Below are 25,027 nucleotides of genomic sequence, written 5' to 3' on the forward strand. Positions count from 1 at the left end.
CACCACCCGAGGAGACACGATGAAGTTCCGACACCTACCGGTGGCTGCGGCCGCGGTGGCGATAGCGATCACGGTGACCGCGTGCGGGTCCAGCACGAAGACCGCCGACGTCGCCCCCTCGGCGGGAGGCGACACGGCCGGCGCTCTGATCGGTGTCACCATGCCGACCAAGTCGTCCGCTCGATGGATCGCCGACGGCGACAACCTCAAGAGCGCGCTCGAGTCGAAGGGCTACAAGGTCGACCTGCAGTACGCCGAGAACGACATCCCCACCCAGGTCAACCAGATCGAGAACCAGATCACCCAGGGCGCGAAGCTGCTGATCGTCGCCTCCGTGGACGGCACCGCCATCACCACGCAGCTGCAGGAAGCCAAGGACAACGGCATCGGCGTCATCGCGTACGACCGCCTCATCCGCAACTCGCCGAACGTCGACTACTACGCCACCTTCGACAACTACAAGGTCGGCGTCGACCAGGCCACGTCCCTGCTGGTCGGCCTCGGCCTGAAGAACGAGGACGGCACCGACAAGGCCGACGCCCCCGCCGGCCCGTTCAACATCGAGGTCTTCGCCGGTTCGCCCGACGACAACAACGCCACCTTCTTCTTCGACGGTGCCATGGAGACCCTGAAGCCGTACCTGGACAAGGGAACCCTGAAGATCGGCAGCGGTGAGTCCGACTTCGAGACGGCCGCAACCCTTCGTTGGGACCCGGCGACCGCTCAGAAGCGCATGGAGGACCTGCTGACCAAGACGTACTCGTCGGGCCAGAAGGTGCAGGGCGTGCTCTCGCCCTACGACGGCCTGTCCATCGGAATCCTGTCCGCGCTCAAGAGCAACGGCTACGGAACCGCCGGTCAGCCGTATCCGATCGTCACCGGTCAGGACGCCGAGGTCCCGTCGGTCAAGTCGATCATTGCCGGTGAGCAGTACGCCACCATCTACAAGGACACCCGCGAATTGGCGGCGGTCACCATCCAGATGGCACAGGCAGTTCTCGAGGGCCAGACCCCCGAGACCAACAACACGACCGATTACGACAACGGTGAGAAGGTCGTTCCCGCCTACCTGCTGCAGCCCGAGATCGTCTACAAGGACAACTACGAGAAGCTCCTCGTCGACGGCGGCTACTACACCGAGGATCAATTGAAGTGAGTTCGGCGATGACGAGCCAGATCTTGGAAATGCGCGGGATCACCAAGACGTTCCCGGGCGTGAAAGCACTGCAGGATGTCACCTTGACGGTGGAGCGCGGCGAGATACACGCGATCTGCGGCGAGAACGGTGCAGGAAAGTCCACGCTCATGAAGGTCCTGTCGGGTGTGTATCCCCATGACTCGTTCGACGGCGACATCGTGTTCGACGGCGAGTCCTGCGAGTTCTCCGACATCCGGAGCAGCGAGTCCAAGGGCATCGTCATCATTCACCAGGAGCTCGCGCTCAGTCCGTATCTGTCCATCGCCGAGAACATCTTCCTCGGCAACGAACGGTCCAAGCGTGGGTTCATCGACTGGAACCGCACAAACTCCGAGGCCGCAGCCCTACTGAACCGTGTAGGGCTGCGGGAGAACCCGGTCACCGTCGTCAACGACCTCGGTGTCGGGAAGCAGCAACTCGTGGAGATCGCCAAGGCGCTGTCCAAGGACGTGACGCTCCTGATTCTCGACGAACCGACTGCAGCGCTGAACGACTCGGATTCCACCCATCTCCTCGAGCTCCTGCGCGGGCTGCGGGACGAGGGCATCACGTGCGTGATCATCTCGCACAAGCTCAACGAGATCGCGGCCATCGCCGATCGGACCACGATCATCCGTGACGGTCGGACCATCGAGACACTGGACATGCGTGACCCGGACGTCACCGAGGATCGCATCATCTCGCTCATGGTCGGCCGCGATCTCGAGCACCGCTTCCCGCCGCACGAATCGACGGTGGGGGAGGAGGTGCTGCGCATCGAGGACTGGACCGTGCACAGTCCCACCCAGCACGGCCGCATGGTCGTCGACAAGGCGAACCTCACGCTGCGACGCGGCGAGATCGTCGGCCTCGCCGGTCTGATGGGTGCCGGCCGTACGGAGCTGGCCATGAGCGTCTTCGGGCGCAGCTACGGCACGGACATCACCGGGCGGCTGTACAAGTACGGCAAAGAGATTCACGTCAAGTCCGTCAACGACGCGATCGAGCACGGTCTCGCGTACGCGACCGAGGATCGCAAGCGTTACGGCCTCAATCTGATCGACGACATCAAGCGCAACATCTCCACCGCGGCCCTGGACAAGTTGGTCGCTCACGGATTCGTCGACGACAACCACGAGTACGAGGTTGCCGAGGGTTTCCGCAAGAGCATGAACATCAAGGCCCCCAACGTGGACGCCGTCGTCGGCAAGCTCTCCGGTGGCAACCAGCAGAAGGTCGTGTTGAGCAAGTGGATCTTCAGCGATCCGGACGTGCTCATCCTCGACGAGCCGACGCGAGGGATCGACGTCGGCGCCAAGTTCGAAATCTATTCGATCATCAACAGCCTCGCCGATGCAGGCAAGGCCGTTCTCGTGATCTCGTCCGAGCTGCCCGAACTGCTGGGGCTGTGCGATCGGATCTACGCGCTGTCCGCAGGCCGCATCACCGGTGAGGTGACTCGGGAGGACGCGACGCAGGAATCTCTCATGCATCTCATGACCCGTGGAACAGGAGTACTTCGATGAATCAGCTGTCGACCGTCCGGGGGCTGCTCACGCGAAACCTCCGCCAGAGCGGAATCTTCATCGCGTTCGCGTTGATCATCCTGCTGTTCACCGCACTCACCGGCGGTCAACTGCTGGTGCCGCAGAACATCAGCAACATGGTGGTGCAGAACTCGTACATCCTGATCCTGGCCATCGGCATGGTCGTGATCATCATCGCCGGCCATATCGACCTGTCCGTGGGATCGGTGGTCGCGGCCACCGGCGCCATCGCGGGTGTTCTCATGGTCCAACAGAACGTTCCGTGGCCGCTGGCGGTGCTGATCACGCTCGTCGTGGGCGGACTGATCGGCGCCTGGCAGGGCTACTGGGTCGCGTACTTCGGCATCCCCGCGTTCATCGTGACGCTGGCGGGCATGCTCGTCTTCCGCGCAGTCACCCTGATCGTGCTCGGCAATCAGGGCATCGGGCCGTTCCCCGGACCGGTGCGGACACTCTCCAACGGCTTCCTTCCCGGATTCCTGGGCAACGTCGGCCTCGGACCCCTCGGCGGCGCCGACATTTTCACGCTGCTGGTCGCCATCGCCGCCATCGGCGGAATCGTGTTCAGCCAGTGGCGGACTCGAACCGGACGTCAGAAGTACGGCCAGGTCGTCGATGCACTGCCGCTGTTCCTGGCCAAGGTCACCTTCGCCGGACTGCTCGTGCTGGCGATCGCCGTGCAGCTGGCCCGCTTCAAGAATCTGCCGTACGTGTTGATCCTCCTCGCGGTACTGGTGATGGGGTACTCGACACTGGCGGGCAAGACCGTGTTCGGCCGGCACGTCTACGCCATCGGCGGCAACATCCACGCCGCGTCGCTCTCCGGCATCAAGGTCAAGCCGGTCACGTTCTGGCTGTTCGTGAACATGGGTGTCCTGTCGGCCCTGGCGGGAATCATCTTCGCCGGCCGACTGAACCAGGCCGGACCCACTGCGGGCAACGGATTCGAACTCGACGCCATCGCGGCCGCGTTCATCGGTGGCGCAGCCGTGCAGGGTGGCGTCGGGCGCATCGTCGGCGCACTCACCGGCGGACTGATCATCGCCGTCATCAACAGCGGGATGTCCCTCATCGGATCACCCAGCGAGCGAGTCCAGTTGGTGAAGGGTCTCGTCCTCCTCGCGGCCGTCGCCTTCGACATCTGGACGAAGCGCCGAGCCGCCAGCGGACGCGGGGGTGGACCCGACAAGGCCGAGAAACCGGCACCGTCCACTTACATGGGTCTCCCGGTTCCGGCCGAGATGTTGGGCGGTTCCACCGACACGAAAGCTGCCCCCGCGGCCACCGCGTCGCCGCCCGTGTCGAGGTAGATCGGCGCGGCGGGGCCGAACCTGCGATCCTGGACGACGGACGAGTGAACTGGGGGGACTGTGACGCCGATTCGAGGGCCGGCCATGACGGACGTGGCCAAACTTGCCGGGGTATCCCATCAGACCGTCTCGCGGGTGATCAACGGTCATCCCCACGTCACCGACGCGACCAGGGCGCGGGTCACGCAGGCCATCACCCAGCTGGGCTATCGGCCCAACACCGCGGCTCGGGCTCTGGTCACGGGAAGCAACCGCACCATCGGCATCGTCGCGACGGGAGTTGCTCTGCACGGACCGGTCTCGACGCTGTACAGCGTCGAGCGGGCCGCCCGGCACGCCGGCTACTCGGTGCTGGTGGGGGTTCCGACCTCGCTGGAGGAGGACGCCATCAACGCGTGCGTTCGGAGTCTGCACAAGCAGGGTGTCGACGGTGTGGTGGTGGTCGCGCCGCTGCGCACCGACAACGGCGACATCGCGGGGCTGGCCGGCGAACTGCCGCTCGTCGCGGTCGAGGGATCGCCCGCCGGAGATCTCGCGGTGGTGTCCGTCGACCAGGTCCTCGGAGCGAGGGACGCCACGTCGCATCTCCTGGAACTCGGGCACCAAGAAGTGTGGCACGTGGCCGGGCCTCTGGGATGGTACGAGGCCGCGGACCGGGTGAGTGGGTGGCGGTCGGTGCAGGAGGAGCGGGGGATCGACCCGCCGCCGATGATGAACGGGGACTGGACCGCCCGGTCGGGCTACGCGGCCGGCACCGTCCTCGCGCAGATAAAAGGTGTCACCGCCGTGTTCGCAGGCAACGACTCCATGGCGCTCGGAGTGCTGCGCGCGCTCGACGCCCACGGGCGGCGGGTTCCCGAGGACATCAGCCTGGTCGGTTTCGACGATGTTCCCGACGCCGAGTTCTACTCACCGCCGCTCACGACGATCCGCCAGGAGTTCAGCGAGGTGGGCGTCCGGAGCGTCGAGATCCTGCTCGAGCAGATCGAGTCCGGGAAGTCGAGCACCCGACGCTTCAGCATCGCCCCCAGCCTGGTCACCCGAGCGAGCACGGCTGCGCCGGCCGACTGAGATGTCGTAGTCGTCGTGCATAGTGACCGGGCAGTCTGTTTCCTCGCGAAGGTGGATGTCCATGCGCAGTGCAACCTCGGTGCCCGACGACCGCTGGGTCGTGGTCGACGTCGAGACGTCAGGGCTGAACGCGAACCGTGACCGGGTGCTGAGTGTTGCTGCCCTGACGCTGGACGATCACGGACGCGTCTCGAGTGAGATGTCGACTCTCGTCAATCCCGGGTGCGATCCCGGCCCGGTCCACATCCACAAGCTAACACCCGAGCGGTTGGCCGGCGCTCCGCGCTTCGAGGACATCGCGCCGCAGCTCATGTCGATGCTCGACGGACGCACGATGGTGGCGCACAACGCGAGCTTCGATCACGGATTTCTGAAGCTCGAATCCATGCGCGCCGGTCTGGACATGCCGACGCGTCAGCGGTTGTGCACGTTGGCTCTGTCCCGACGACTCCAGCCCGACCTCTCGAATCACAAGCTGTCCACCCTCGCCGCGCACTGGAAGGTGATGCAGTCGCGGGCGCACGACGCCTACGACGATGCCCACGTCCTGGCGCAGATCTTCACCCACAGCTCTCGGCTGGCACGCTCACTCGATCTGCCACTTCCGGTCGTCACCTGCAGTGACCGCCTGACGCTCTACCCGGACTCCATCCCTCGAACACAGTGCGCCTGGGAGAACCCCGGACGGCTCGACGTCGCACACGGGCTGGTTCAAGGAATGCGCGTCGTCATCAGCGGCGAGACGCGCATCCCACGACTGCGTCTGGCCGAGCAGTTGACCGAGGCCGGCCTCGACGTCATGAACTCCGTCAGCAGGTACACCAGTGTCGTCGTCTGTACCGATCCCGCGTCGGAGAGTGTGAAGGTGACTCGGGCTCGCTCTCAGGGCATTCCGGTGATCACGGAGCACGTGCTGCACGATCTGGTGCGCGTCGTTCGCCCCGGCACCCGGAAGGGCCCACGGAATCCCGTCGTGGCGACGATGCCTCTGCCCGCGCCGTCCGCCGCACCGTGGGCGACTCGCCGTGTCCTGGTGATGGGAGGCTCCCACGCGGAGTCGGTGCTCATGCGGTCGCGACTGATCCAGCTGGGAGCCACCCCCGCCGTCAATCTGAGTGCGGGCGTGACCGACGTACTCCTTCTCTCCCATGGCGACGGTGACCCGCGCATGCCACGCGTACGGGAACGACAGCTGACGACACTGTCCTCGATCGACGTGGACAGGGCTTTGAACCTCGACGAGGTGACGCCGCGCGTCGAGGTCACCACCCGGCCGTCGATGGCCCCGCTCGTTCCGCGCGGAGGCGTCGTCGATCTGCCGGAGAACACCACTGTGGTGACGGTGGACGCGTCGTGGCGCGCCGCCGACAGAGATCCCATCGCCGTCGACGTGGTCGCATTCCTGACGACAGCGGATGAGGTGGTGTCCAGCGACGAGGACTTCGTGTTCTACAACGCCCCGTCCACGTCCGACGGGGCCGTGGTGCTGTCCCTCGACGGGGACAGTGAGCAGGGCGTCCGCATCGACCTGAGTGTCGTGCCGGATGACATCGAGCGCATCGTGATCGCCGCAGCGATCGAGAACGAGCACACCTTCGGTGATGTCGGTGCCGTGGCGATCTCGCTCTCCACGCCTGAATCGCGCATCGCCACTGCAGTGTTGGACGCCGCGACCACCGAGCGGAGCCTCATTCTGACCGAGATCTACCGACGGGGCACCGCATGGAGGTGTCGAGCAGTGGGGCAGGGGTACGACGACGGCCTCGCGGATCTGGCGACTCGGTACGGTGTCGTCGTCGACGACTGATTCGCGCCCGCACCAGCCGTCCGCGCGCGGCGCAACCCTCGCGGTTGACCGGAAGTCGAGCGGATCGGAGGCGGACTTGCTGTCCGTCGGAGTCTGGCGGGAAGTGGCGGCGCTTCGATGACTCAGCTGCGGAGAATCACCTTCGCGTGCAGCCACGTGACATCCCGCGTGAGGGGTACGACGTCGCCCGGCGCGCGCCACAGCGGGGACGCGTCGGGCTGAGTGGCATAGAGACCTCGCGCAGCAGTGACAACTCGGTGGTACTGGACGGGCCACGTGATGGCCGCGGCCAGACTCGTCAATCGGTCGGGATCGCGATCGAGCGCGCGGGAGACATGGGTCCGCTCAGGGAGCAGGTCGGATTTGCTCGTGTTGCACTTGGAGCAGGCGAGCACCAGGTTGGCCAGTCCGTCCAGCCCGACTCGGGACCACGGCAGTACGTGGTCGACGTGGGCTGCCGGCCCCACCCGTGATCCGCAGTAGAAACAACGGTCCCCGTACTCGTCGATCAGGACCTGCCGCGGTCTCTGCAGAGCGATACGGTCCTGGCCGAAGAGGTGTCCCTCGAGGTCGGGGACGCCCTCGGACAACGCAGGGTTCATTCGACGCACGTCGTCGACCCAGGCAAGCAAGAGACCTGGCTTGAGTAGGCCGGACAAACGCGCGAGGCCGAAAGCGACACCCGGATGGAGGGTGATGCGATTGCCGACTTCTGCGATCCGTTTTCTGCCCACTGCGTCGTGCATCCAGGAATCGTCGTAGAGAAACGTCGACTGGGTCGAGGCTCCCGGGACTTTCTGCAGGCGATGAAGTGGCTGTTGGATCATGGTCAGCCGAACTGTGTCGACCGTCTTCTCCCACAGTTCGGGTGCCGCAGTGGCCGCGGTCTCGAGCGGAACGTGACGGCCGAATGACAGTGTCTCCGCCGCCAACTGCCGCACCGCGTCCGGGATTCGCGCGATCCGGTTGGAGGACTGCCGCAGGTACACCCCCTCGAAATCGCGCACCTGGCGCCAGTACAGGGCGATGACGCGTTCAGCGAGGTCCGTCAGGTCGACGTCGACACTCGCGTCCTGTTCCGCGGGAACGTGTTCGACGCAGTACTCGAGTAGAGCGACCAGGACTGCGAGCTTGTAGGTCGCCACCCGTGCCCCGCTGTCCAGCACACTGACCAGATGCTGGCCGAGTGTCAGGGCGTCGGTTGGCGTGCGTGGGTGCATGGCATCAAACTTAGCGATATGGGCAAACTCGTTCGCGACCTGATTCCCGACATCATCGAGCACTCGGGTCGCGTCCCGCGGACACGGCAGCTCGACACGCACGAGTTCGAGCTGGCTCTCGCGGAGAAGCTGGTGGAGGAGGCCGACGAGTTCCGGCGTGCCGGTCGCAACGAGCGACCGGAGGAGCTCGCGGACGTGTTCGAGGTCGTCAGTTGTCTGGCGTCGTCCTTGGGGCTCACGATAAAGGATGTGGCCGCCCTTGCAGCAGACAAGCGGGAACGCCGTGGTGGCTTCGCCGATCGCATCTGGTTGGAATGACGCGGTATCAGCCCTCCGTCTGCTCCCCGATCGACGCCAGGTGATCGCGCAGATCTGCCATCCCATCGGCTGTGAGTCCGAGTGCCTCGCCGTGCTCGGTGGCGGCCGCCTCGAAGACGGTCACGAGGGGTGCGTACTTGCGAAGCAGCTTCGTCCGCTTCGCTTCGTCGACCAGATACTTCAGGCTGCCGGCGTTGTCGACGAAGTCGGACACCTTCACCAGAAACACCTTCGGATCGCGGATCACCGCCGTCACGTGTTCGACGTACTGCGCGGCACGGTCCTCGCCGGTGCGCGGCGGGGTGGTGACAGCCACGACGAGGCGTGCGACCTCCGCACCGAAGTGTGCCTCGAGTGCGCCGAGAGCCTGGCTCCCGCCAAGTAGATCGACGATGCGGTCGGACTGATCCTCGACGGTGTCGTGCAGGGCCGTGGCCACGAGTACGTCGAGATCAGCACATCCGTACCTCATGAGACGCAGCACGTTTCGAGATGGGTGCGTGATGTACGGATCGTTGATCTGATCGCCGCGAGTGGTGCGGCGCTGCATCAGATGGGCGTAGGACGCCACGGCGAGAGCATCCTCGAGCGGTGAGGTCTTGAGTCCTCGACCGCGCGCCTCGTACCGGATGGCGTGGGCGAGCAGTGACGGGTCCATCTCCTTCAACGGCACGTCATTCAGTGCGCGAGTGAGGGCGTCGGACGTCGATGTCATGGGGTCCTCTCGTGGGACTGTCAGGAGGTGCGGGGGAGTTCGTCGACGAACTCGTAGGAGCAGCCCAGCGCACTGCGCTCGTCGGTCACGCCGTTCTGCCGGAACCACGCGACGCACGCGTTGGCGATGAGCTGGGTGTCGCGGCTGAACAGATAACCGTCCGTGCAGTCGTCGAAGTGGTCGTCGTGATGCCAGTGGTCCAGCTCCAACCCCTCGACACCATGGTCGACCAGTCGGAGTCGCTGGAGAACGGCTCGCGATCGGCGCACCATGTACACGCCGTCGTCGAGGACGTGGATCTGCGCGTTGAACACGTCCCCCTCGTCGTCGGGGTCGTAGTCGCTGGGACCGAGTTCGATGATCAGGCCGGCGGGCTTGTCGAACATCGATTCCATCAACCATGCTGCGGTGCCCTCGGAGTCGTCGACGGGCAGAACTCGGCCGCATCCGTCGGTGATGTTGTCGAGGAGTCCACCGCGGGGCAGGGGAGCGATCCATGCGTCGATGGCGTCGCCGTTCCTCCGAAGGTTCGCAACGCCGTCGTCGGTCAACCAGGCGGGGCCGTGGAAGAACTGCTCGACGCCCGACATGCCGTCCGAGTTGGTGTACCTCGCGTACCAGTTGTCCAGGTCGACATCCTTGTCGGTGACGACGACGCATCTGGTGCCGTCGATGCGGAGTGCGTACTGCCACTCCGGGATTGCCGTCGGCCGATTGTCGGCGCGCGGACGAGAGTGCTCTCGTTTCCATACCGCGGTCTCGACTGCCCTGATGCGCGTGATGGACCACTCACCGCTGATGGAGTGCAAGGATTTCGCCGTGAGCTGGCAGGCCCAGGACACGTCGCGATCGCGCCTCGACACGATGATGTGGTCGAGTCCGTTCTCGGCGACGACGGCGTCGGCGCGCTCGCCGAACGGGAAGTGCCGGGCGAGCTCGATATCGCCGTGATCGGCATCGAATGGCTCGACCTCGATGATGACGGTGTACCGCGTGCCCTCACTCGCCGGCAGTCGGCGAGTGCGGGGGAGGCGACTTTCGGCCATGTGAGGGCTGGTGGACCAGAGGTCCGATCGGCTCGTCTCGACACCGAGGACGGTCCACTCCTCTGCCAGCCTGTCGACGGCGTGGAGGGCGGCCTGTCCGGAGACCCACCATCCGCTGCCGGGTACGTCGAGGACGACGCGTGCGTGACCGAGTAGGGAACGGTCGATCCTGGCCGCGTCGTCACCGACCAAGTGCAGTAGCCGGAGGTATTCGTCCGGTTCGATCTGGTCGAAGGGTCGGTCGATCTCGACTGCGATAGTGAAACCGGGATTGCCGGCGGGGATACCGCCCAAGCCGCGACTGTCGTGGTCCATGGGTTCTCGATTCTGTGCGAACAGCTAGCTCGACGTCGGAGAACCGAGCGTCGCCGGCAGGAATCATCCGTCTGCCTACTCACTGTGTACAGCAGGGCACCGACATGTTTCGGGCCCGAACCCACTCGTCCTCTACGCGCGCTCCATCACCCGCCGTGCCCGCTTCGCGACTGCTTCGTCGATGAGGTGGCCGTCCTGGTCGACCCCGGCCCCACCGGACTCGAGGGCCGAGAGCACGGCGCGTGCTCGGGTGACGTCCTCGGGCGTGGGCTCGAACACCGCGCGCGCCGCCGGGACCTGGGCCGGGTGGATGCACGCGCGGCCCACGAAGCCGAGACGCGACAGTGACTGCGTGTCCGCGGTGAACGCGTCGAGGTCGCGGAAGTTGCGGGACACGGCCCCCAGCGGGGGGAGGAGGCCTGCGGCGGCGCTGGCCGCGACCACCTGTGACCGCGCGAACAGCAGCGCGCTGGGGTCCGATTCGCCGTCGATACCGAGGTCGACGGCGAGATCGGCCTCACCGATCTGCAGGAAGCGCACACGGGGTCCTCGCGCGATGGCGAGCGCGTCGAACAGCGAGGCACCCGTCTCGAGCAACGGCGACACCGCGGCGTGCGGACACACGTCGGCGAGCACCCGATCGGCGATCGCGATCTCCTCGGGTGATCCGACCTTGGGGAGCCACACCCCGGTCAGCCGGGGATGTGCCACCGCGCGAATGTCGGCTTCCTGCAGCGGGCCCGGGTTGACGCGCACCCAGACCTCGACGTCACCGGGCTCGCACGCAGCGACCCAGGCGGCGACCTCCGCGCGTGCGGAGTCCTTGTCCCGCAGAGCGACTGCATCCTCCAGATCGAGCACGACGGCCTCCGCACCCGAGGCGAGCGCTTTGTCGAAGCGGGCCGGCATGTCGCCGGGGACGTAGAGGTAGGTGAGCGCCGCACTCACCCGATCACGCTCGATCCCGCGACCAACGACTTCGCGATGACGGTGCGCATGATGTCGTTGGTTCCCTCTCCGATGGCCATGAGCGGCGCGTCGCGGTAGAGACGCTCGACGACGAACTCGGTCGAGTAGCCGTAGCCGCCGTGAATGCGCATGGCCTCGAGGCTGGCGGTGATGGCGGCCTCCGACGCGAAGTACTTGGCCATGCCCGCCTCCATGTCGACGCGCTTGCCCGAATCCGCCTGCGATGCAGCCCAGTAGGTCATGAGTCTGGCCGCCTGCAGCTGCGTGGCGATGTCGGCGATCTTCAACTGGATCGCCTGGAACTCGGCGATGGGCTGCCCGAAGGCGGTGCGCTCCTTCGCGTACTGCAGCGCGGCGTCGTAGGCCGCCTGCGCGATTCCCACACTGCGACCCGCGATGTTGAGTCGGCCGATCTCGAGTCCGGACAACGCCTGCTGCAGTCCACGGCCCTCGACGCCGCCGAGGAGTGCGTCGACCGGCACCCGGACGTTGTCGAAGCTGATCTCACACGACTCGGTGCCCTTGTAACCGAGCTTTCCCATGTCACGCTGGACCTCGAAACCTTCACTGGTGGTGTCGATGAGCAGCAGGCTCATGCCCTTGTGGGGAGGGGTGGCGGAGGTGTCGGTCTTCACCAGCACGGGCAGGACGTTCGCATGCCGCGCGTTGGTGATCCACGTCTTCGCGCCGTTCACGACGTAGTGGTCGCCGTCGCGCTTGGCGGTGGTCTTGATGCCCTGCAGGTCGGTGCCCGCACCTGGCTCGGTGAGGCCGACGCCGGTGCGCCACTCACCGGTGGCCAGCTTCGGGAGCAGAGACTGCTTCTGCTCATCGGTGCCGTGCTTGGCGATCATCCAGCACGAGAGGTTGTGGCTGCCGACGATGCCGGCGATGCCCATCCACCCTCGGGCCAACTCTTCGTAGACGAGAGTGAAGGAGACCTTGTCGAGTTCGAGGCCGCCGTATTCCTCCGGTGTCGTGATTCCGAACAGGCCCATGGCCTTCATGTGGTCGACGATCTCGGTGGGGTAGCGGCCGGTCTTTTCCCACTCGTTGGCGACCGGGACGATCTCCTTGTCCACGAAGGTGCGCAATGCCTTACGGAACGCCGTCTGCTGTTCGTCGTACGTGAAATCCATGGTGGTGTCCTTCTTCCAGGCGAGGGTCAGGGGGCGGGCGCGATGGCTGCGGCGAGATCGAGCACGGCGGAGAGGTCGTGTTCGTCGGCGAGTCCGAGAACGCGATCGGCGAGTTCGTCCGCACGAGCGTCGTGGCCGCAGTTGCCGAGAAACTTCTCCCGCAGTGCCGCGTCGTCGAGTGGGAATGCGCTACTGCCGCGACTTCCGCCGACGTCTCCCACGAGCACACGGCCGTCGGCGAGGGTGATGGTGGCGTGTCCGGGAGCGGCGGCCGCGGGCCCGTCGGTGGGACGTTCGACGACGCGGACCGTGCGCGCCGTTGTCAGCACGTCGGCTCGGGCGATCGACGCGTCGGTGTAGGTGGATACGTCGACCACGCCGTCGCGCAGCAACGCGGCCACGCTCCACGGCAGATCGAACTTGCCGTCGTACGTGCTGCGCGGGGAGGCGACGCCCGTGTTGGGTCCGCACACGAACGGGGTGGAGTCCGGGTGGACCAGCACCTCGATGTCACGGATGTCGTCGATGTGGATGTCGTGGCCCGCGACAGCGGCGGACACCGCGTCGAGGGTGACGTGCATCAGCTGGCAACTGGGGTACGGCTTGATGCCGATCCCCAGTGCTTCCCAGCGGGTTCCGAGATCGTCGGTCAGAACGGTCAGGTCGACGGGTCGATCGGTGAGTGCCGCATAGATACCCCGTCGCCCTTCCAACACGGAGCCCGGTCCGGTGGCGCCGGCGGCTGCGAGGCGGGTGGCCAGGATGCCGTTGAAGCTGGCCGTGCCAGGGTGCAGCGCTTTGGTGTCGGCATCGGTGTCGAGGAATTCGAGCAGGCCTGAGCTCGACGATCCAGCGATGCCGAGAGCGTTGACCAGGGTCTGGCTGTCGAACTTTCCGAGTCGACCGGCGACGACGGCCGTAGCGAGCGGGCCCACCGCCGCGGTCGCGTGGATTCCCCGAGCGTGGAAACCGTGGGGACTGACAGCGCCCAGCCGGCAGGCCGTCTCGAGGCCGAGTGTCGCGGCGGTGAGTACCTCGGCACCGGTGGCGTGGGTCTGCTGGCCGACGGCGAAGGCTGCCGGCAGGGTGACGGCGGTGGCGTGGACCAGCGCGCCAGCGTGCGTGTCGTCGAAGTCGAGCGCGTGCACCAGAACGCCGGTGGCCAGGGCGGCGGCGGGTGCGGACAGTGCTCGGTTCCCCGTCAACGGGCGGGCCTCGGGAGGGCCGCCGAGACCGTCGGCGACGGTCCAGGCGGCGCGTCCGTGGCCCAGACGCTGCGCGGCCACCGCGGTACCCACCGAATCGAGCAGGTGACGAGCGGTCGCGTGCCGCACGGCCGGCGGCACATCGTCGAGTGTCACTCCCGTCGCCCACTCGGTCAGCACGGTCGAGGTCACGCGTGTGCCTCGGCCGTCACCTCGCCGAAGGCGCCGCTACGGCGCAGGGTGGCGATGGTCTCCTCGTCGTAGCCGAGTTCGGCCACAATCTCCTCGAGGTTCTCCCCGCGCTGCGGTGCACGTCGGTATTCGGGACGCTGCGGCCCGAAGTTGACGGGGGAGGCGAGTTGGCGCACCGTGTCGTACACCGGGTGCTCGGTCTCGACGATGAGATTGCGTGCGAGCGTGTGGGGTTCGGTGAGCGCGTGCGCCACGTCGTTGATCGGTCCGGACGGAACGCCTGCCGGGCCCAGCAGCGACAACCAACGTGCGACGGTGTCGGTCGCGAACACGTCCTCCAACATCGGCAGCAGAACGTCCTTGTTCTGCCCCCGCAGGGAAAAGCTTGCGAAGCGAGGATCGGCGCCGAGATCGGGTCGGCCGATGGCGACGACGAGCCGTTCCCAGAACTTCTCCTTGGCGCAGCCGACGATGAGCCAGCCGTCCGTGGCCTCGAAGGCCTGGAACGGGACCAGCGACGGGTGGGCCGAATTCTTGGTTCGCACCGGCTCGAAACCCGCGTTGAGATGCCACGTCGCGGGGTACGTCAACAGCGACATCGCGGTGTCGTACAGCGACACGTCGCAGTCCCCGCCGACACCGTCACGCCGCGCGGCGTGCAGACCAGAGAGCAGGCTGATCGCGGCGACGAACCCGCCCGAGTAGTCCACCAGCGAGAGACCGGATTTGGTGGGTGGGCCGTCGGGATCACCGGTGACGCTCATCCAGCCCGCGAGTCCCTGCAGGATGTAGTCGTAACCTGGTTCCTTCGCGCGCGGACCGGTCATACCGAACCCGGTCAGGCTGCAGCAGACGATAGCGGGGTTGAGGTGCTTGAGATCGTCGTACGTGATGCCGATCTTGGCGGGAACGTCACCGCGCAGGTTCGAATAGACTGCGTCGCTGGACTTCACGAGGTCCTCGAAGACGGAGCGCCCGGCGGGTGTGGAGAGATCGAGCGACAGACTGCGTTTGTTGCGGTTGAACGTCTCGAAGAAGAGCGAGTCCTCGCCCTCGTTGAACGGCGGCACGTACCGGCCGACGTCACCGCCGACGTTGGGGTCCTCGATCTTGATGACGTCGGCACCGAGGTCGGCGAGGTGAAGACTGCCGAACGGGCCTGCGCCGTACTGTTCCAGCGAGATGATGCGGACATCCTCGAGTGGTTTCATCGTGCGTCGCCTTTCGTGTCGGACGGCAGCTGCAGCGGACCGCTCTGCGCCTCCGGGAAGTAGTTCTGGCCGATGCCGCTCTCTCGCGTCGCCACCATGACGGAGCGCTTCCACGAGATGACCTCCACGCCATCCTGATTGAGGCCACGGGTGATCATCGAGACGATGCCGGCATAGGGGCGGGACTCGGAGAGTCGCAGGCCCGTGCAGATGCTTTCGGCGTACAGCGTGTCGCCCTCGTACACGGGATGAGACATCTTGATGTCGGTGAACGCGAGATTGGAGATCGCGTTCTGGCTCATGTCGAGTACGGAGATGCCGAGAATCACCGCAACCGTGAAGCCCGAGTTCACGATGACGCGCCCCTCGGTGATCGGGTTCTGCGCCGCGAGATGTGCGTTGAAGTGGTTCTGGTTCGTGTTCATCGACAGCAGCGTGATCCACGTGTTGTCGGCCTGCGAGACGGTGCGTCCCAGAGGGTGCTGGTAGACGTCACCCACCACGTAATCCTCGAAGAAGCGCCCTAGAACGGCCGGATGGACTGCCACGGTGTCTCCCTGTGTCGGTCGGCGAAGCCTGCACCTGAACCATAAACATCAGATGATTAGACCGTCAAGGGGGAGATCTGACCGGATCTGCAGGATCCGATGCGGTCGATTCTGAGGAAAGAGCAGATGTTTGGTGCTACTGGGTGCGCAGCTTGTCCATCTGTCGGTAGGAGCCGCCCAGATGGTCGAGGTGGCGACGCATCATGTCCATCGCGGACATCGAGTCGCCCGCGGCGACGACGTCGAGAATCGCCCGATGGTCATGGTCGACGCACTGCCAGAAGCCCTCCGGCGCGTGATCACGACCGAATCGCTTCGACAGCACCCGGAACACCGGTGCCGTGATGAGTTCGAGCAGGGGATTCTGCGCAGCGCGCAGCAGGACGAGGTGGAACTCCTGGTTCTTGACGAAGGTCTCCGGCCCCTGGGCGTCGGTGGGATCGAAGATCGAGGCGCGCAGTTGATCGAGGTGGTCCTCGGTGCGGCGGAAGGCGGCCATGCCCGCCGCAGGCACCTCCATGAGGTTGCGTACCTCCATCAGCTGGTCGACAGTGACGGCATCGGCCGTGGTCATGAGCGCGACACCGGTTTCGAGGTGCTCGCTGATGTGGCCGACGCTGGGCACCGCCACGAAGCTGCCGCCCGTGACGCCGCGAGTGGTGAGGACCAAATTCTGGCTCGCCAACGACCGTAGGGCTTCGCGGATGGTGCTCCGGCCGACGCCGAACTCCGCCGTCAGTTCCGTATCGCTGGGGAGGCGCTCACCCGGCTGCAGTTCGCCCGACAGGATGCGGTCGCGCAGTCGTGTCGCGAGTGCGGCGTAGGCCGGCGTGCTCTTGGCGCTCGGATCGGCGGTCGAGGATTCGGGCACTGAGGCGGGCCTCTCGGTCGGTCGTCCGGCTCGTGACGACGGGCGATCACGTGGGGCGACGGTGGCGGAACAGCACGAGCGTAGCGCGAGCGACTGCGGTGAGCAGTGGCATCGGAAGATGGTCACCTCGGTGATACATCGGCTGTTTAGGGTGTCGAATGCCGTCGAACTGGCCCGAAGGGTGCGTGACAACGCTTCACCTGCCCGAAACATCAGAGGTATTGCTTTCGGGCACGGGGTGGCGCACTATGACTCGGGTCACCTTCGCAGGGTGTACAGAGACCCCGCACGGACTCCCGGACTGCAGCGACGCGTCCCGGTCGTCCCACTCCTGCTCCCCACGTGAGAGCCGACAGAATTGGATGGCACATGAAACGAATCGGAGTCGACGTCGGTGGAACCTTCACCGACCTCGTGTTGTGGGACGACGACGGCACCGTGGTGGTGCACAAGACGCCGTCGACCAACCACGATCCCTCGATCGGCACGATGGACGGCATCGCTGTCCTGGCCGAGCGGGCTGGAATCGACCCGGCCGAGATCGACATGTTCTTCCACGGCACGACGGTGGCCACCAACATCGTCCTCGAGCACAACGGGTGCGACGTCGGAATGATCACGACGGAGGGGTTCCGCGACCTCCTGCACATCGCACGCAAGAAGCGACCCCTCAACTACTCCAACTACCAGGATCTGCCGTGGCAGAAGTGGCAACTGGTACCGCGGCGGAACCGGCGCGTCGTTCCGGAGCGTATCGACGCCTCCGGCGCGGTCCTGACACCCCTGGACGAAGATGCTGTGCGGGAACAGGTTCGGCTCCTGCGCGAGCGAGGCGTCGACGCCATCGCCGTCGCCTTTCTGCACTCGTACCGCAACCCGACCCACGAGCAGCGGGTCAAGGCGATCATCGCCGAGGAGTTCCCCGGCGTCTTCGTGTCGCTGTCCAGTGAGGTCGCTCCGCAGTACCGCGAGTACGAGCGCTTCTCCACCGCCGCGCTCAATGCGTTCATCGGGCCGAAGACGTCGCAGTACATCGAGAACCTCGCACAGAAGGCGAGCGCGGCACAGGTCGGCGAGGACGTGCACCTCATGACCTCCGCCGGCGGACTGGTCACCTCCCGGAGCGCCAGTGAGATCCCCGTGTCACTGCTGACCAGCGGCGTGGTCGCCGGTCTCCTCGGCGGCTGCGCCATCGGCAAGGCGTCGGGCTTCCCGAGCGTCATCACCCTCGACGTCGGCGGCACCTCGGCGGACGTGGGAGTGGCGCCCGACGGCGCACTGCGGATGAAGCACCTCCTGGACACTCGCATCGGCGATTACCACGCGATGGTGCCGATGGCGGAGGTCGACACCATCGGCGCCGGCGGTGGCTCCATCGCGGTGGTCGACGACGGCGGCATGTTCCGCGTCGGACCGCGCAGCGCCGGTGCCGTTCCCGGACCTGCGTGCTACGGCCACGGCGGTACCGAGCCGACCTCGACCGACGCGATGGTCATGATGGGGTGGCTGCGCGAGAACAGTTTCCTGTCCGGCACCATGCGGGTTCAGCCGGAACTCGCCCGCACCGCCATCCAGACCCACATCGCCGACAAGCTGGACGCGCCTCTCGACGAGGCGGCGATGGGCATCTTCAAGATCCTCGCGCACTCCATGACGGAAGCCATCAGCCTGCACTCGGTGCGCAAGGGGTACGACCCCCGCGACTTCTCCCTCATCGCGGAAGGTGGAGCAGGGCCGCTGTTCGCGTGGCAGATCGCCGATCAGCTCGGTATCCCGCGCGTCATCGTGCCCGGTCACCCCGGCATCACGTCGGCGGTCGGTCTGCTCACCACCGACATCCGCTACGAGGAGCCCACCACGGTGTGGACCTCGTCGGCCGACCCGGACATCGAGCTGCTGCGTCAGCAGGTCGAGCGGCTGTCCGAGCAGGCAGTGGCCCAGTTGCGGGCGGACGGGGTTGCACCGGAGAACATCTCGCTCGAGCGCAGCGTCGACTGCCGCTACGTGGGGCAAGGGTACGAGCTCCGCGTGCAGGCACCCGACGGCGAGATCGACGACGTCTGGGTGAAGACGACGGCCGAGGCCTTTCACGAGGCGCACGGGCGCACGTACTCCCAGCGCTTCGACGACAAGCCCGTGCAGCTGATCAACGTCCGTGTCACGGGCGTCGGTGCGGTGCCTCACGTGCGCATCGCCGACATCGAGAAGGGCACCGCCGACGCCTCCGCCGCGATCAAGACCACGGCCCGCGCGCTCTTCTGGAAAGACGACACCGCGAAGCCCGAATGGGTCGAGACCCCGGTGTACGAGCGATCTCTCCTGCTGGCGGGCAACAGGTTCGACGGACCCGCCATCGTCGAGCAGTTCGACTCGACCACCATCGTCGGAATGAATCAGCACGCCACCGTCGACGCCGTCGGCCACATCATCATCGAGAGGAACCTCGCATGAGCAAGACGCTGATGCCCACCACCGGAGTTTCGTTGGCGGGTGACTCCACGCGCACGTGGAACGACGTGGAGGTCGATCCGATCACGCTCCGGGTGATCGGCGGTGCCCTGCAGTCGATGGCCAAGGAGATGGCCCAGGTGCTCTACAGGATGGCGTACTCCAGCCTCATCCGCGAGTCGGAGGACCTCGGCGCCGGCATCTTCGACATCAATGGGCGTGAGCTGTGCGAGTCGGATTCCACACCGATGCACTGCGGTTCGATCCCCGCCTACATTCGGGGTGTCAACCGCAGGCTTGCGGGAACGTACGAGCCGGGTGACGTGATCCTGCACAACCATCCGTACCACGGCGCCGCACACTCGCCGGACTACGGCGTCATCATCCCGATCTTCTGGCAGGGCGAACACATCGGCTTCGCGGGCTGCACCGGCCACGTCTCCGACGTGGGCGGCAACTTCCCCGGACTGTGCATGGACGTCGTCGACGTGTGGGCCGAGGGCAAGCTCATGGACTCGATGAAGATCTACCAGGCGGGCGTCCGCAACGACTACCTCATCCAGCACATTCTCGACAACGTCCGCACCCCCGAGCAGAACCGTGGCGACCTCGAGGCCCTGATCGCGTGCTCGCGGATCGGCGAGAAGCGCTTCACGGAGCTGCTCGAGAAGTACGGTCTCGACACCGTCATGAGTGCGGGCGAACGGTGGATGGACTACTCGGAGTCCATGCTGCGTGCCAAGATCCGCGAGATTCCCGACGGCAGCTACGAGGCACCGATCGGCTACCTCGACGACGACGGCAAGAACCGCGACGAGCCGCTGAAGGTGGCCGTACGCGTGCAGGTCGAGGGGGAGGACATCCTGATCGACCTCACCGGCTCGAACAGTCAGGTCCCCACCGCCTTCAACGTCCCCTTCGAGGGGTCGGTCCTCCCGGTCGCGGTCTCGGCGATCCGGACCATTCTGTTGGACGAGGACCTCACCGAGGACTTCGTTCCGCAGAACGACGGCTGCTTCCGACCCGTCAAGGCGTACGCACCCGAGGGCACCATCTTCAACCCGGACTTCCCGGCGTCGTGCTTCGCGCGTTTCTCTCAGGTGAACCGGGTGTTCGACTCGATCAATCTCGCTCTCGCACCGGTCCTTCCGGACCATGCGATCGCAGGATCGTCCGCGGCGCTGTGTGCCATCGCGTACTCCGGAATCGCGCCCGACGGCGAGTCGTACTGGGTGTACATCGAGATCAACGAGGGGTCGTACGGCGGCCGCAACGGCAAGGACGGCATGGACGCCGTCGACGCGCTGATGGCCAACACCCGCAACAACCCCATCGAGGAGCTCGAGCTCAACCACGCCATGCGGGCGCTGCGATACGAGCTGCGCGACGAGGCACCGGCTCCCGGCAAGTGGCGTGGCGGTATCGGCAGCGTGCGCAAGTGGTTGATGGAGACCGACACGTTCCTGGGCTCCGAGGCGGACAACCGCTCGGATCCGCCGGCGGGAGCACTCGGTGGGCACCAGGGCGTCTCGGGTGCGTTCACTCGTAACGCCGGGACCGACCGCGAGGAGGTGCTCTACTCCAAGGTGACCCAGGAGACGATCCGTGCCGGTGAGACCCTGGAAATCAAGCTCCCGTCCGGTGGCGGCTTCGGCGATCCCTTCGAGCGGGACCCGTTCCAGGTTTTGAGCGACGTCTGGGACGAGTACCTCACCGAGGAGGACGCGCGACGCGATTACGGTGTGGTCGTGAACACCGCATCGTGGACCGTCGACGAGGACGCGACGGCGGAGCTGCGAGCGCGGAGCGCAGCCTGACCGAGAGTGGGGGACAGGCCGGTGAGACACCGGACCTGTCCCCGCTCGCTCTCGACCTTCGGTTGGGGAGTGTCATCCGATGGATCGATGCACCCCCGGCCGGCGAGGGGCCTCTCTCCGGGAAAACCGTCGGGGTCAAGGACAACATCGATGTCTCCGGCATCGAGACCACCTGTGCCTCGGCCTACTTCGCCGACCACCGGGCGGACCACGACGCGGACGTGGTGACACGCCTACGTGCGGCCGGCGCTCGGGTGACCGCGAAACTGAACATGGCCGAGTTCGCCGTCGGCGTGACCTCGCAGAACTCGGCCGCGGGGCCGTCACGTAACCCGTGGGACCTCGGCCGGGTTCCGGGTGGCTCCAGCGGAGGCTCAGGTATCGCCGTCGCGGCCGGAATCGTGGACGCCGCGCTGGGTACCGACACCGGCGGTTCGGTCCGACTCCCCGCCGCCGCATGCGGTGTCACCGGCCTGCGTCCGAGTAGAGGGTCGATCAGCACGGCCGGTGTTCACCCGGTCAGCGAGGAGTTCGACACGGTGGGCCCGATGGCGCGCACGGTCGGGGAGGTGGCCGCCCTGTTCGACGCACTGTCCTCCCGCTCGACCGAGAACGTCACGGGCACAGTCCGTGTCGGAGTGCCGGACGTGTTCATCTGCGCCGACGTGGACGAGGGTGTGGCCCGTACCGTCCGAAACGCCGTGAGCCTGTTCGCCGAGCTGGACGTGACGATCGTTCCCGTGTCGCTGCCCTTCGCGGCCGACGCCCAGGACATCGTCTACACGATCGTCTACAGCGATCTCGCGCGTCACCATCGAGCGAGGCTGCGTACGCAACCGTCCCTGTTCCAGGCGGCGACCAGAGAACGAATCATGCTGGGGCTCGGCATCACCGACGAGGATCGCGCCGCGGCGCACGAGGCGGGCGAACGGTTCCGAGCCCTGCTGCGTCCGGTCCTCGAGGACGTCGACCTGGTGCTGACCCCGACGATGCCCGTGGACGTGCCGCCCCTCGCCGGCGGTGACGGCGTGGTTGCCCTGTCTCGACGGATGGGTCAGTTCACCTATCCGTGGTCGTTGCACGACGGACCGACTCTCGCGCTGCCGGTGGGGTTCCACCCACTGTCGGGGATGCCGGTCGGTGCTCAGCTCACCGCTGCGCGAGGTCGAGAGAGTGTGCTCTTCGAGGCCGGGGTGCGGTATCAGGGCGCGACCGATTGGCACGAGCGACGCCCTGGCCGTCATACATCAGATGATTGAGCGGTAATTGTCGGAATCGCGGGTGACAAATCACCACGAACGCTGTCAATCATCGTATGTATCCCGTAAAGTCGGTGTTGCGTGGATCACCAACCGCACTGCAACCGAACGGATCAGGCGTCGGAGACGCCTCTCGTGGTCCGTCACCACATCGACCAGCCAGCGAGGAACAGATGTACAGACGCAGAGTCGCGCCGCTCCTGGCGGTACTCGGACTGACCGTCGGACTGACCGCCTGCAGTTCGGGACCGGGCCGCGACGCAGACCCCGCGAACCCCGTCACCATCGACGTGACGGTGTCGGCTGCCGCCGAGATCTACAGCATCCCGTGGCTCGTCGCACAGAAGCAGGGACTGTTCGAGAAGTACGGCGTCATCGTCGAGAACATCGTTCCGGGCAAGGGCGGCAGCGCGACCATGCGCACCCTCCTCGACGGCAACATCCCCATCGGTGAGGTCAGCTACCCCTCCATCGTGCAGGCCGACGCCGGTGGGTCCGAGCTGCGCATCGTGGGTGGCGGTACCCAGGGTCCGTATCCGATGAATTTCTATGCGCTGGCGTCGAACTCGGCGGTCGACTCGATCGACGACGTCCGAAGGTGGGCGTACACGCGACCGAACTCCGCGTCGGACGCACTCACCCGATTGTTGCCCTCCCTCGCCGGAGCGGATCCTGCGCGGATCGAGCGCGTGTCGTCGGGTGGAATCGGGGAGGGGTTGGCCCTGCTCGAAGCGGGTTCCGTCGACATCGCCCTGATTCCGTCCATCGTCGCCGAACAGCGGCCGGAGGACTTCAAGCTCATCGTCAGCAGCCCCGACTACATGAAGAGATTCCTGCAGTCGACCATCACCACGACCAAGGACTACGCCGCGAGCAACCCCGGCGTCGTCCGCGCGATCAACCACGGGTACACCGACGCGGTCGCCTCGATCAAGGCAGACCCCGTCGCAGCCGCCCGAATCTATGCGGAATACACAGGATTCGACGTCGAGTCGGCCACCGCCGTCGTCGAACGTGCCTCGTCCGTGGACACCTGGGGCGGCGGATTCGACACGGCATCCGTCGAGGCCGCCCAGTCGGGTGTGGACGCGTCGGGCAGCGACCGTGTGCCCGATTTCTGCACCCTGTTCGATCCCGAGTTCCTCGCCCCCGACGTCGACGACGACGTTCCCGGCGACTGCCCCGCCTGACCTGCTCCTCGAGAAGAAGGTATCGACGTGACCCACGCTGCGACCAGACCCCGACCCGAGACGTCGTCGGCCATAGCCATCGCCTCCTCGGTCTCCCGACACTTCGGTGACGTGACCGCCCTGCACGAGATCGACCTGACCATCGGGCGCGGTGAGTTCGTGTCGATCGTCGGTCCGAGTGGATGCGGGAAGTCGACACTTCTCGAGATCTTCGCAGGCTTACAGGATCATGACAGCGGTACGGTGACCATCGACGACCAGCCGATGAGTGGACCGCGCACCAAGACAGCAGTGATCTTCCAGGAGTCCGCGACGTTGCCGTGGCGCACCATTCGCGACAACGTCGCCTTCGCACTCGAAGTGCGGGGAGTCGGCAAGAAGGAGCGCCGCGAGCGCGCGGACGAGCTGCTCGCGACCGTCGGGCTCGCGCGATTCGGCGACCACTACCCGACGCAGCTGTCGGGCGGTATGCGACAGCGCGTCGCCATCGCACGGTGCCTGTCGATGGAGCCAGATCTCATTCTCGCCGACGAGCCCTTCGGCGCTCTCGACGAGCAGACCCGGCTCGTGATGTCCTACGAGCTGTTGAAGATCGTCGAGAAGCTCACCTGCGGAGTCCTGTTCATCACGCACAGCATCCAGGAGGCCGTGCTGCTTTCCGACCGCGTGCTCGTGATGAGCGCCCGCCCGGGCCGATTCATCGACGAGGTACCGATCGATCTGCCGCGGCCCCGGTCCGAGGACGTGCTGGCCAGTCCCGATGCCGTCGCGTTGCACGAGCGCATCTGGTCGACGCTGCGGGACGAGGCCAAGAAGACGATGAGCATCGAGCCGTGAGCACCACCGGACGCAGCTCCGTCGTTCCCGGTTATCTGCGGCCGGCACCCGCCACGTCACTGGGGTTACCGGCGTGGGGGTGGACCGTGGTCATCCTGGTCTCGGCACTGGTGGCCGTCGACATCGCGGCACGGTTCTTCGCGTCCCCCCTCGACATCGTTCCGGTGTCCGACATGTTCTTCACCGCCCTCCGACTGCTGACAGAGACGGACTTCCTCGTCGACGCTCTCGGACGGACGCTCGGCATCATCGTGGTCGCGTTCGTGCTCAGTTCCGTGTCCGGGGTGGCCGCGGCCTACGTCCTGTGGCGATTCGAGCTGTGGGACAGAGCGTTCCAGCCATACCTCAACGTGTACTACGCGGTGCCCACCTTCGCGCTCTACCCGATCATGGTGGTGCTGTTCGGTGCCGGCGTCGCACCCATCGCCATCCTGTCGACCATCTTCGCGTTCGGTGTCGTGGCCCTCAATGCGCGCACTGGCTTCAACGCCGTGTCGCCTATCGTCACCAAACTGGGCACCACGCTGATGCTCAGCCGCTGGCAGTACTTTCGCTCGATTCTCTTGCCGTACGCGTTGCCCAACATCGTGACAGGCCTCAAGCTGGGGCTCTCCTACGCGATCATCTCGGTGCTGGCCAGCGAGTTCATCCTGTCCACACAGGGTCTCGGGCATTTCATCTCCATCGCGTACGACAGCTTCGACATCGCCGACATGTACGCAGGCATCCTCGTGGTCGCGGCCATCGCCCTGATCGCGACGTTCGGCATCTCCGCCGCCCTCAACCGATTCGATTGGAGGCGTCGCTGATGAGTC

General features: G+C 66.0%; 21 protein-coding genes. 12 read left to right on the plus strand and 9 right to left on the minus strand.

Annotated elements, in window-relative coordinates; translation table 11 throughout:
- The first annotated feature begins 19 nt into the window (after nucleotides 1-19).
- The 5 genes from chvE (at nucleotide 20) to QE397_RS03415 (ending at nucleotide 6,912) form a co-directional block, all read left to right on the plus strand.
- Nucleotides 20-1,156 (plus strand): multiple monosaccharide ABC transporter substrate-binding protein, encoded by a 1,137-nt coding sequence (gene chvE, locus QE397_RS03395; protein WP_056448189.1) that lies wholly within the window; start codon nucleotides 20-22, stop codon nucleotides 1,154-1,156.
- 8 nt (nucleotides 1,157-1,164) lie between these two features.
- On the plus strand, nucleotides 1,165-2,703 hold the full coding sequence (mmsA, locus tag QE397_RS03400) for a multiple monosaccharide ABC transporter ATP-binding protein (protein WP_307091738.1): 1,539 nt from the start codon (nucleotides 1,165-1,167) through the stop codon (nucleotides 2,701-2,703).
- The gene (gene mmsB, locus QE397_RS03405; RefSeq protein ID WP_027504867.1) at nucleotides 2,700-4,034 is read left to right on the plus strand and encodes a multiple monosaccharide ABC transporter permease; all 1,335 of its coding nucleotides are present in this window, start codon (nucleotides 2,700-2,702) and stop codon (nucleotides 4,032-4,034) included. Before mmsA ends, mmsB begins: the two co-directional genes overlap by 4 nt.
- A gap of 84 nt (nucleotides 4,035-4,118) precedes the next feature.
- On the plus strand, nucleotides 4,119-5,105 hold the full coding sequence (locus QE397_RS03410) for a LacI family DNA-binding transcriptional regulator (protein WP_307091741.1): 987 nt from the start codon (nucleotides 4,119-4,121) through the stop codon (nucleotides 5,103-5,105).
- A 61-nt stretch (nucleotides 5,106-5,166) separates the two neighbouring features.
- Nucleotides 5,167-6,912 (plus strand): TerD family protein, encoded by a 1,746-nt coding sequence (locus QE397_RS03415; protein WP_307091743.1) that lies wholly within the window; start codon nucleotides 5,167-5,169, stop codon nucleotides 6,910-6,912.
- Between the two features lie 122 nt (nucleotides 6,913-7,034).
- Here QE397_RS03415 and QE397_RS03420 read toward each other — a convergent pair whose 3' ends face one another.
- Entirely contained in the window at nucleotides 7,035-8,132 is a 1,098-nt protein-coding gene (locus QE397_RS03420) for an HNH endonuclease (RefSeq protein WP_307091745.1), read from the minus strand.
- 18 nt (nucleotides 8,133-8,150) lie between these two features.
- Between QE397_RS03420 and QE397_RS03425 the strand changes: the two genes are divergently transcribed.
- The gene (locus tag QE397_RS03425) at nucleotides 8,151-8,450 is read left to right on the plus strand and encodes a nucleoside triphosphate pyrophosphohydrolase (RefSeq protein ID WP_307091747.1); all 300 of its coding nucleotides are present in this window, start codon (nucleotides 8,151-8,153) and stop codon (nucleotides 8,448-8,450) included.
- Nucleotides 8,451-8,457: 7 nt separating this feature from the next.
- On the opposite strand, the gene QE397_RS03430 is transcribed toward QE397_RS03425, so the two are convergent.
- From QE397_RS03430 to QE397_RS03465, 8 genes are all read right to left on the minus strand, one after another.
- Nucleotides 8,458-9,165 carry an HD domain-containing protein gene (locus QE397_RS03430; protein ID WP_307091749.1) on the minus strand — a complete coding sequence of 236 codons (708 nt, stop codon included), beginning with the start codon at nucleotides 9,163-9,165 and terminating at the stop codon, nucleotides 8,458-8,460.
- Between the two features lie 20 nt (nucleotides 9,166-9,185).
- Complete coding sequence (locus QE397_RS03435; RefSeq protein ID WP_307091751.1) at nucleotides 9,186-10,526, minus strand: hypothetical protein; 1,341 nt, start codon at nucleotides 10,524-10,526, stop codon at nucleotides 9,186-9,188.
- Nucleotides 10,527-10,658: 132 nt separating this feature from the next.
- Nucleotides 10,659-11,474 carry a CoA ester lyase gene (locus QE397_RS03440; protein ID WP_307091752.1) on the minus strand — a complete coding sequence of 272 codons (816 nt, stop codon included), beginning with the start codon at nucleotides 11,472-11,474 and terminating at the stop codon, nucleotides 10,659-10,661.
- Complete coding sequence (locus tag QE397_RS03445; protein ID WP_027504872.1) at nucleotides 11,471-12,634, minus strand: acyl-CoA dehydrogenase family protein; 1,164 nt, start codon at nucleotides 12,632-12,634, stop codon at nucleotides 11,471-11,473. Before QE397_RS03445 ends, QE397_RS03440 begins: the two co-directional genes overlap by 4 nt.
- A gap of 26 nt (nucleotides 12,635-12,660) precedes the next feature.
- Complete coding sequence (locus QE397_RS03450; protein ID WP_042572948.1) at nucleotides 12,661-14,031, minus strand: MmgE/PrpD family protein; 1,371 nt, start codon at nucleotides 14,029-14,031, stop codon at nucleotides 12,661-12,663.
- Nucleotides 14,028-15,242, minus strand: coding sequence for a CaiB/BaiF CoA-transferase family protein (locus tag QE397_RS03455; RefSeq protein ID WP_307091756.1), 1,215 nt, complete (start codon nucleotides 15,240-15,242; stop codon nucleotides 14,028-14,030). The genes QE397_RS03450 and QE397_RS03455 overlap by 4 nt, the downstream gene beginning before the upstream one ends.
- On the minus strand, nucleotides 15,239-15,790 hold the full coding sequence (locus tag QE397_RS03460; protein WP_027504875.1) for a MaoC family dehydratase: 552 nt from the start codon (nucleotides 15,788-15,790) through the stop codon (nucleotides 15,239-15,241). Before QE397_RS03460 ends, QE397_RS03455 begins: the two co-directional genes overlap by 4 nt.
- Before the next feature lie 136 nt (nucleotides 15,791-15,926).
- Entirely contained in the window at nucleotides 15,927-16,661 is a 735-nt protein-coding gene (locus QE397_RS03465; RefSeq protein ID WP_307091758.1) for a FadR/GntR family transcriptional regulator, read from the minus strand.
- Nucleotides 16,662-17,030: 369 nt separating this feature from the next.
- On the opposite strand from QE397_RS03465, the gene QE397_RS03470 reads away from it, so the two are divergent.
- The 6 genes from QE397_RS03470 (at nucleotide 17,031) to QE397_RS03495 (ending at nucleotide 25,021) form a co-directional block, all read left to right on the plus strand.
- Nucleotides 17,031-19,112, plus strand: coding sequence for a hydantoinase/oxoprolinase family protein (locus QE397_RS03470; protein WP_027504877.1), 2,082 nt, complete (start codon nucleotides 17,031-17,033; stop codon nucleotides 19,110-19,112).
- Nucleotides 19,109-20,926, plus strand: a complete 1,818-nt coding sequence (locus QE397_RS03475; protein ID WP_082042838.1) for a hydantoinase B/oxoprolinase family protein — start codon at nucleotides 19,109-19,111, stop codon at nucleotides 20,924-20,926. The genes QE397_RS03470 and QE397_RS03475 overlap by 4 nt, the downstream gene beginning before the upstream one ends.
- Nucleotides 20,872-22,185, plus strand: a complete 1,314-nt coding sequence (locus tag QE397_RS03480) for an amidase (protein WP_231568576.1) — start codon at nucleotides 20,872-20,874, stop codon at nucleotides 22,183-22,185. The genes QE397_RS03475 and QE397_RS03480 overlap by 55 nt, the downstream gene beginning before the upstream one ends.
- Before the next feature lie 173 nt (nucleotides 22,186-22,358).
- Nucleotides 22,359-23,375, plus strand: a complete 1,017-nt coding sequence (locus QE397_RS03485; RefSeq protein ID WP_307091761.1) for an ABC transporter substrate-binding protein — start codon at nucleotides 22,359-22,361, stop codon at nucleotides 23,373-23,375.
- Between the two features lie 27 nt (nucleotides 23,376-23,402).
- Nucleotides 23,403-24,212 (plus strand): ABC transporter ATP-binding protein, encoded by an 810-nt coding sequence (locus QE397_RS03490; protein WP_222649582.1) that lies wholly within the window; start codon nucleotides 23,403-23,405, stop codon nucleotides 24,210-24,212.
- Nucleotides 24,209-25,021 (plus strand): ABC transporter permease, encoded by an 813-nt coding sequence (locus QE397_RS03495; protein ID WP_307091764.1) that lies wholly within the window; start codon nucleotides 24,209-24,211, stop codon nucleotides 25,019-25,021. Before QE397_RS03490 ends, QE397_RS03495 begins: the two co-directional genes overlap by 4 nt.
- Nucleotides 25,022-25,027 lie beyond the last annotated feature (6 nt).

This window comes from Rhodococcus sp. SORGH_AS_0301 (assembly GCF_030818285.1).
Taxonomy (GTDB): Bacteria; Actinomycetota; Actinomycetes; order Mycobacteriales; family Mycobacteriaceae; genus Rhodococcoides.

Excerpts from the sequence above, each read along its gene's own strand:
- chvE (WP_056448189.1), top strand. The coding sequence starts at position 20 with ATGAAGTTCCGACACCTACCGGTGGCTGCGGCCGCGGTGGCGATAGCG.
- mmsA (WP_307091738.1), top strand. The coding sequence starts at position 1,165 with ATGACGAGCCAGATCTTGGAAATGCGCGGGATCACCAAGACGTTCCCG.
- mmsB (WP_027504867.1), top strand. The coding sequence starts at position 2,700 with ATGAATCAGCTGTCGACCGTCCGGGGGCTGCTCACGCGAAACCTCCGC.
- QE397_RS03410 (WP_307091741.1), top strand. The coding sequence starts at position 4,119 with ATGACGGACGTGGCCAAACTTGCCGGGGTATCCCATCAGACCGTCTCG.
- QE397_RS03415 (WP_307091743.1), top strand. The coding sequence starts at position 5,167 with ATGCGCAGTGCAACCTCGGTGCCCGACGACCGCTGGGTCGTGGTCGAC.
- QE397_RS03420 (WP_307091745.1), bottom strand. The coding sequence starts at position 8,132 with ATGCACCCACGCACGCCAACCGACGCCCTGACACTCGGCCAGCATCTG.
- QE397_RS03425 (WP_307091747.1), top strand. The coding sequence starts at position 8,151 with ATGGGCAAACTCGTTCGCGACCTGATTCCCGACATCATCGAGCACTCG.
- QE397_RS03430 (WP_307091749.1), bottom strand. The coding sequence starts at position 9,165 with ATGACATCGACGTCCGACGCCCTCACTCGCGCACTGAATGACGTGCCG.
- QE397_RS03435 (WP_307091751.1), bottom strand. The coding sequence starts at position 10,526 with ATGGACCACGACAGTCGCGGCTTGGGCGGTATCCCCGCCGGCAATCCC.
- QE397_RS03445 (WP_027504872.1), bottom strand. The coding sequence starts at position 12,634 with ATGGATTTCACGTACGACGAACAGCAGACGGCGTTCCGTAAGGCATTG.
- QE397_RS03455 (WP_307091756.1), bottom strand. The coding sequence starts at position 15,242 with ATGAAACCACTCGAGGATGTCCGCATCATCTCGCTGGAACAGTACGGC.
- QE397_RS03470 (WP_027504877.1), top strand. The coding sequence starts at position 17,031 with ATGAAACGAATCGGAGTCGACGTCGGTGGAACCTTCACCGACCTCGTG.
- QE397_RS03475 (WP_082042838.1), top strand. The coding sequence starts at position 19,109 with ATGAGCAAGACGCTGATGCCCACCACCGGAGTTTCGTTGGCGGGTGAC.
- QE397_RS03485 (WP_307091761.1), top strand. The coding sequence starts at position 22,359 with ATGTACAGACGCAGAGTCGCGCCGCTCCTGGCGGTACTCGGACTGACC.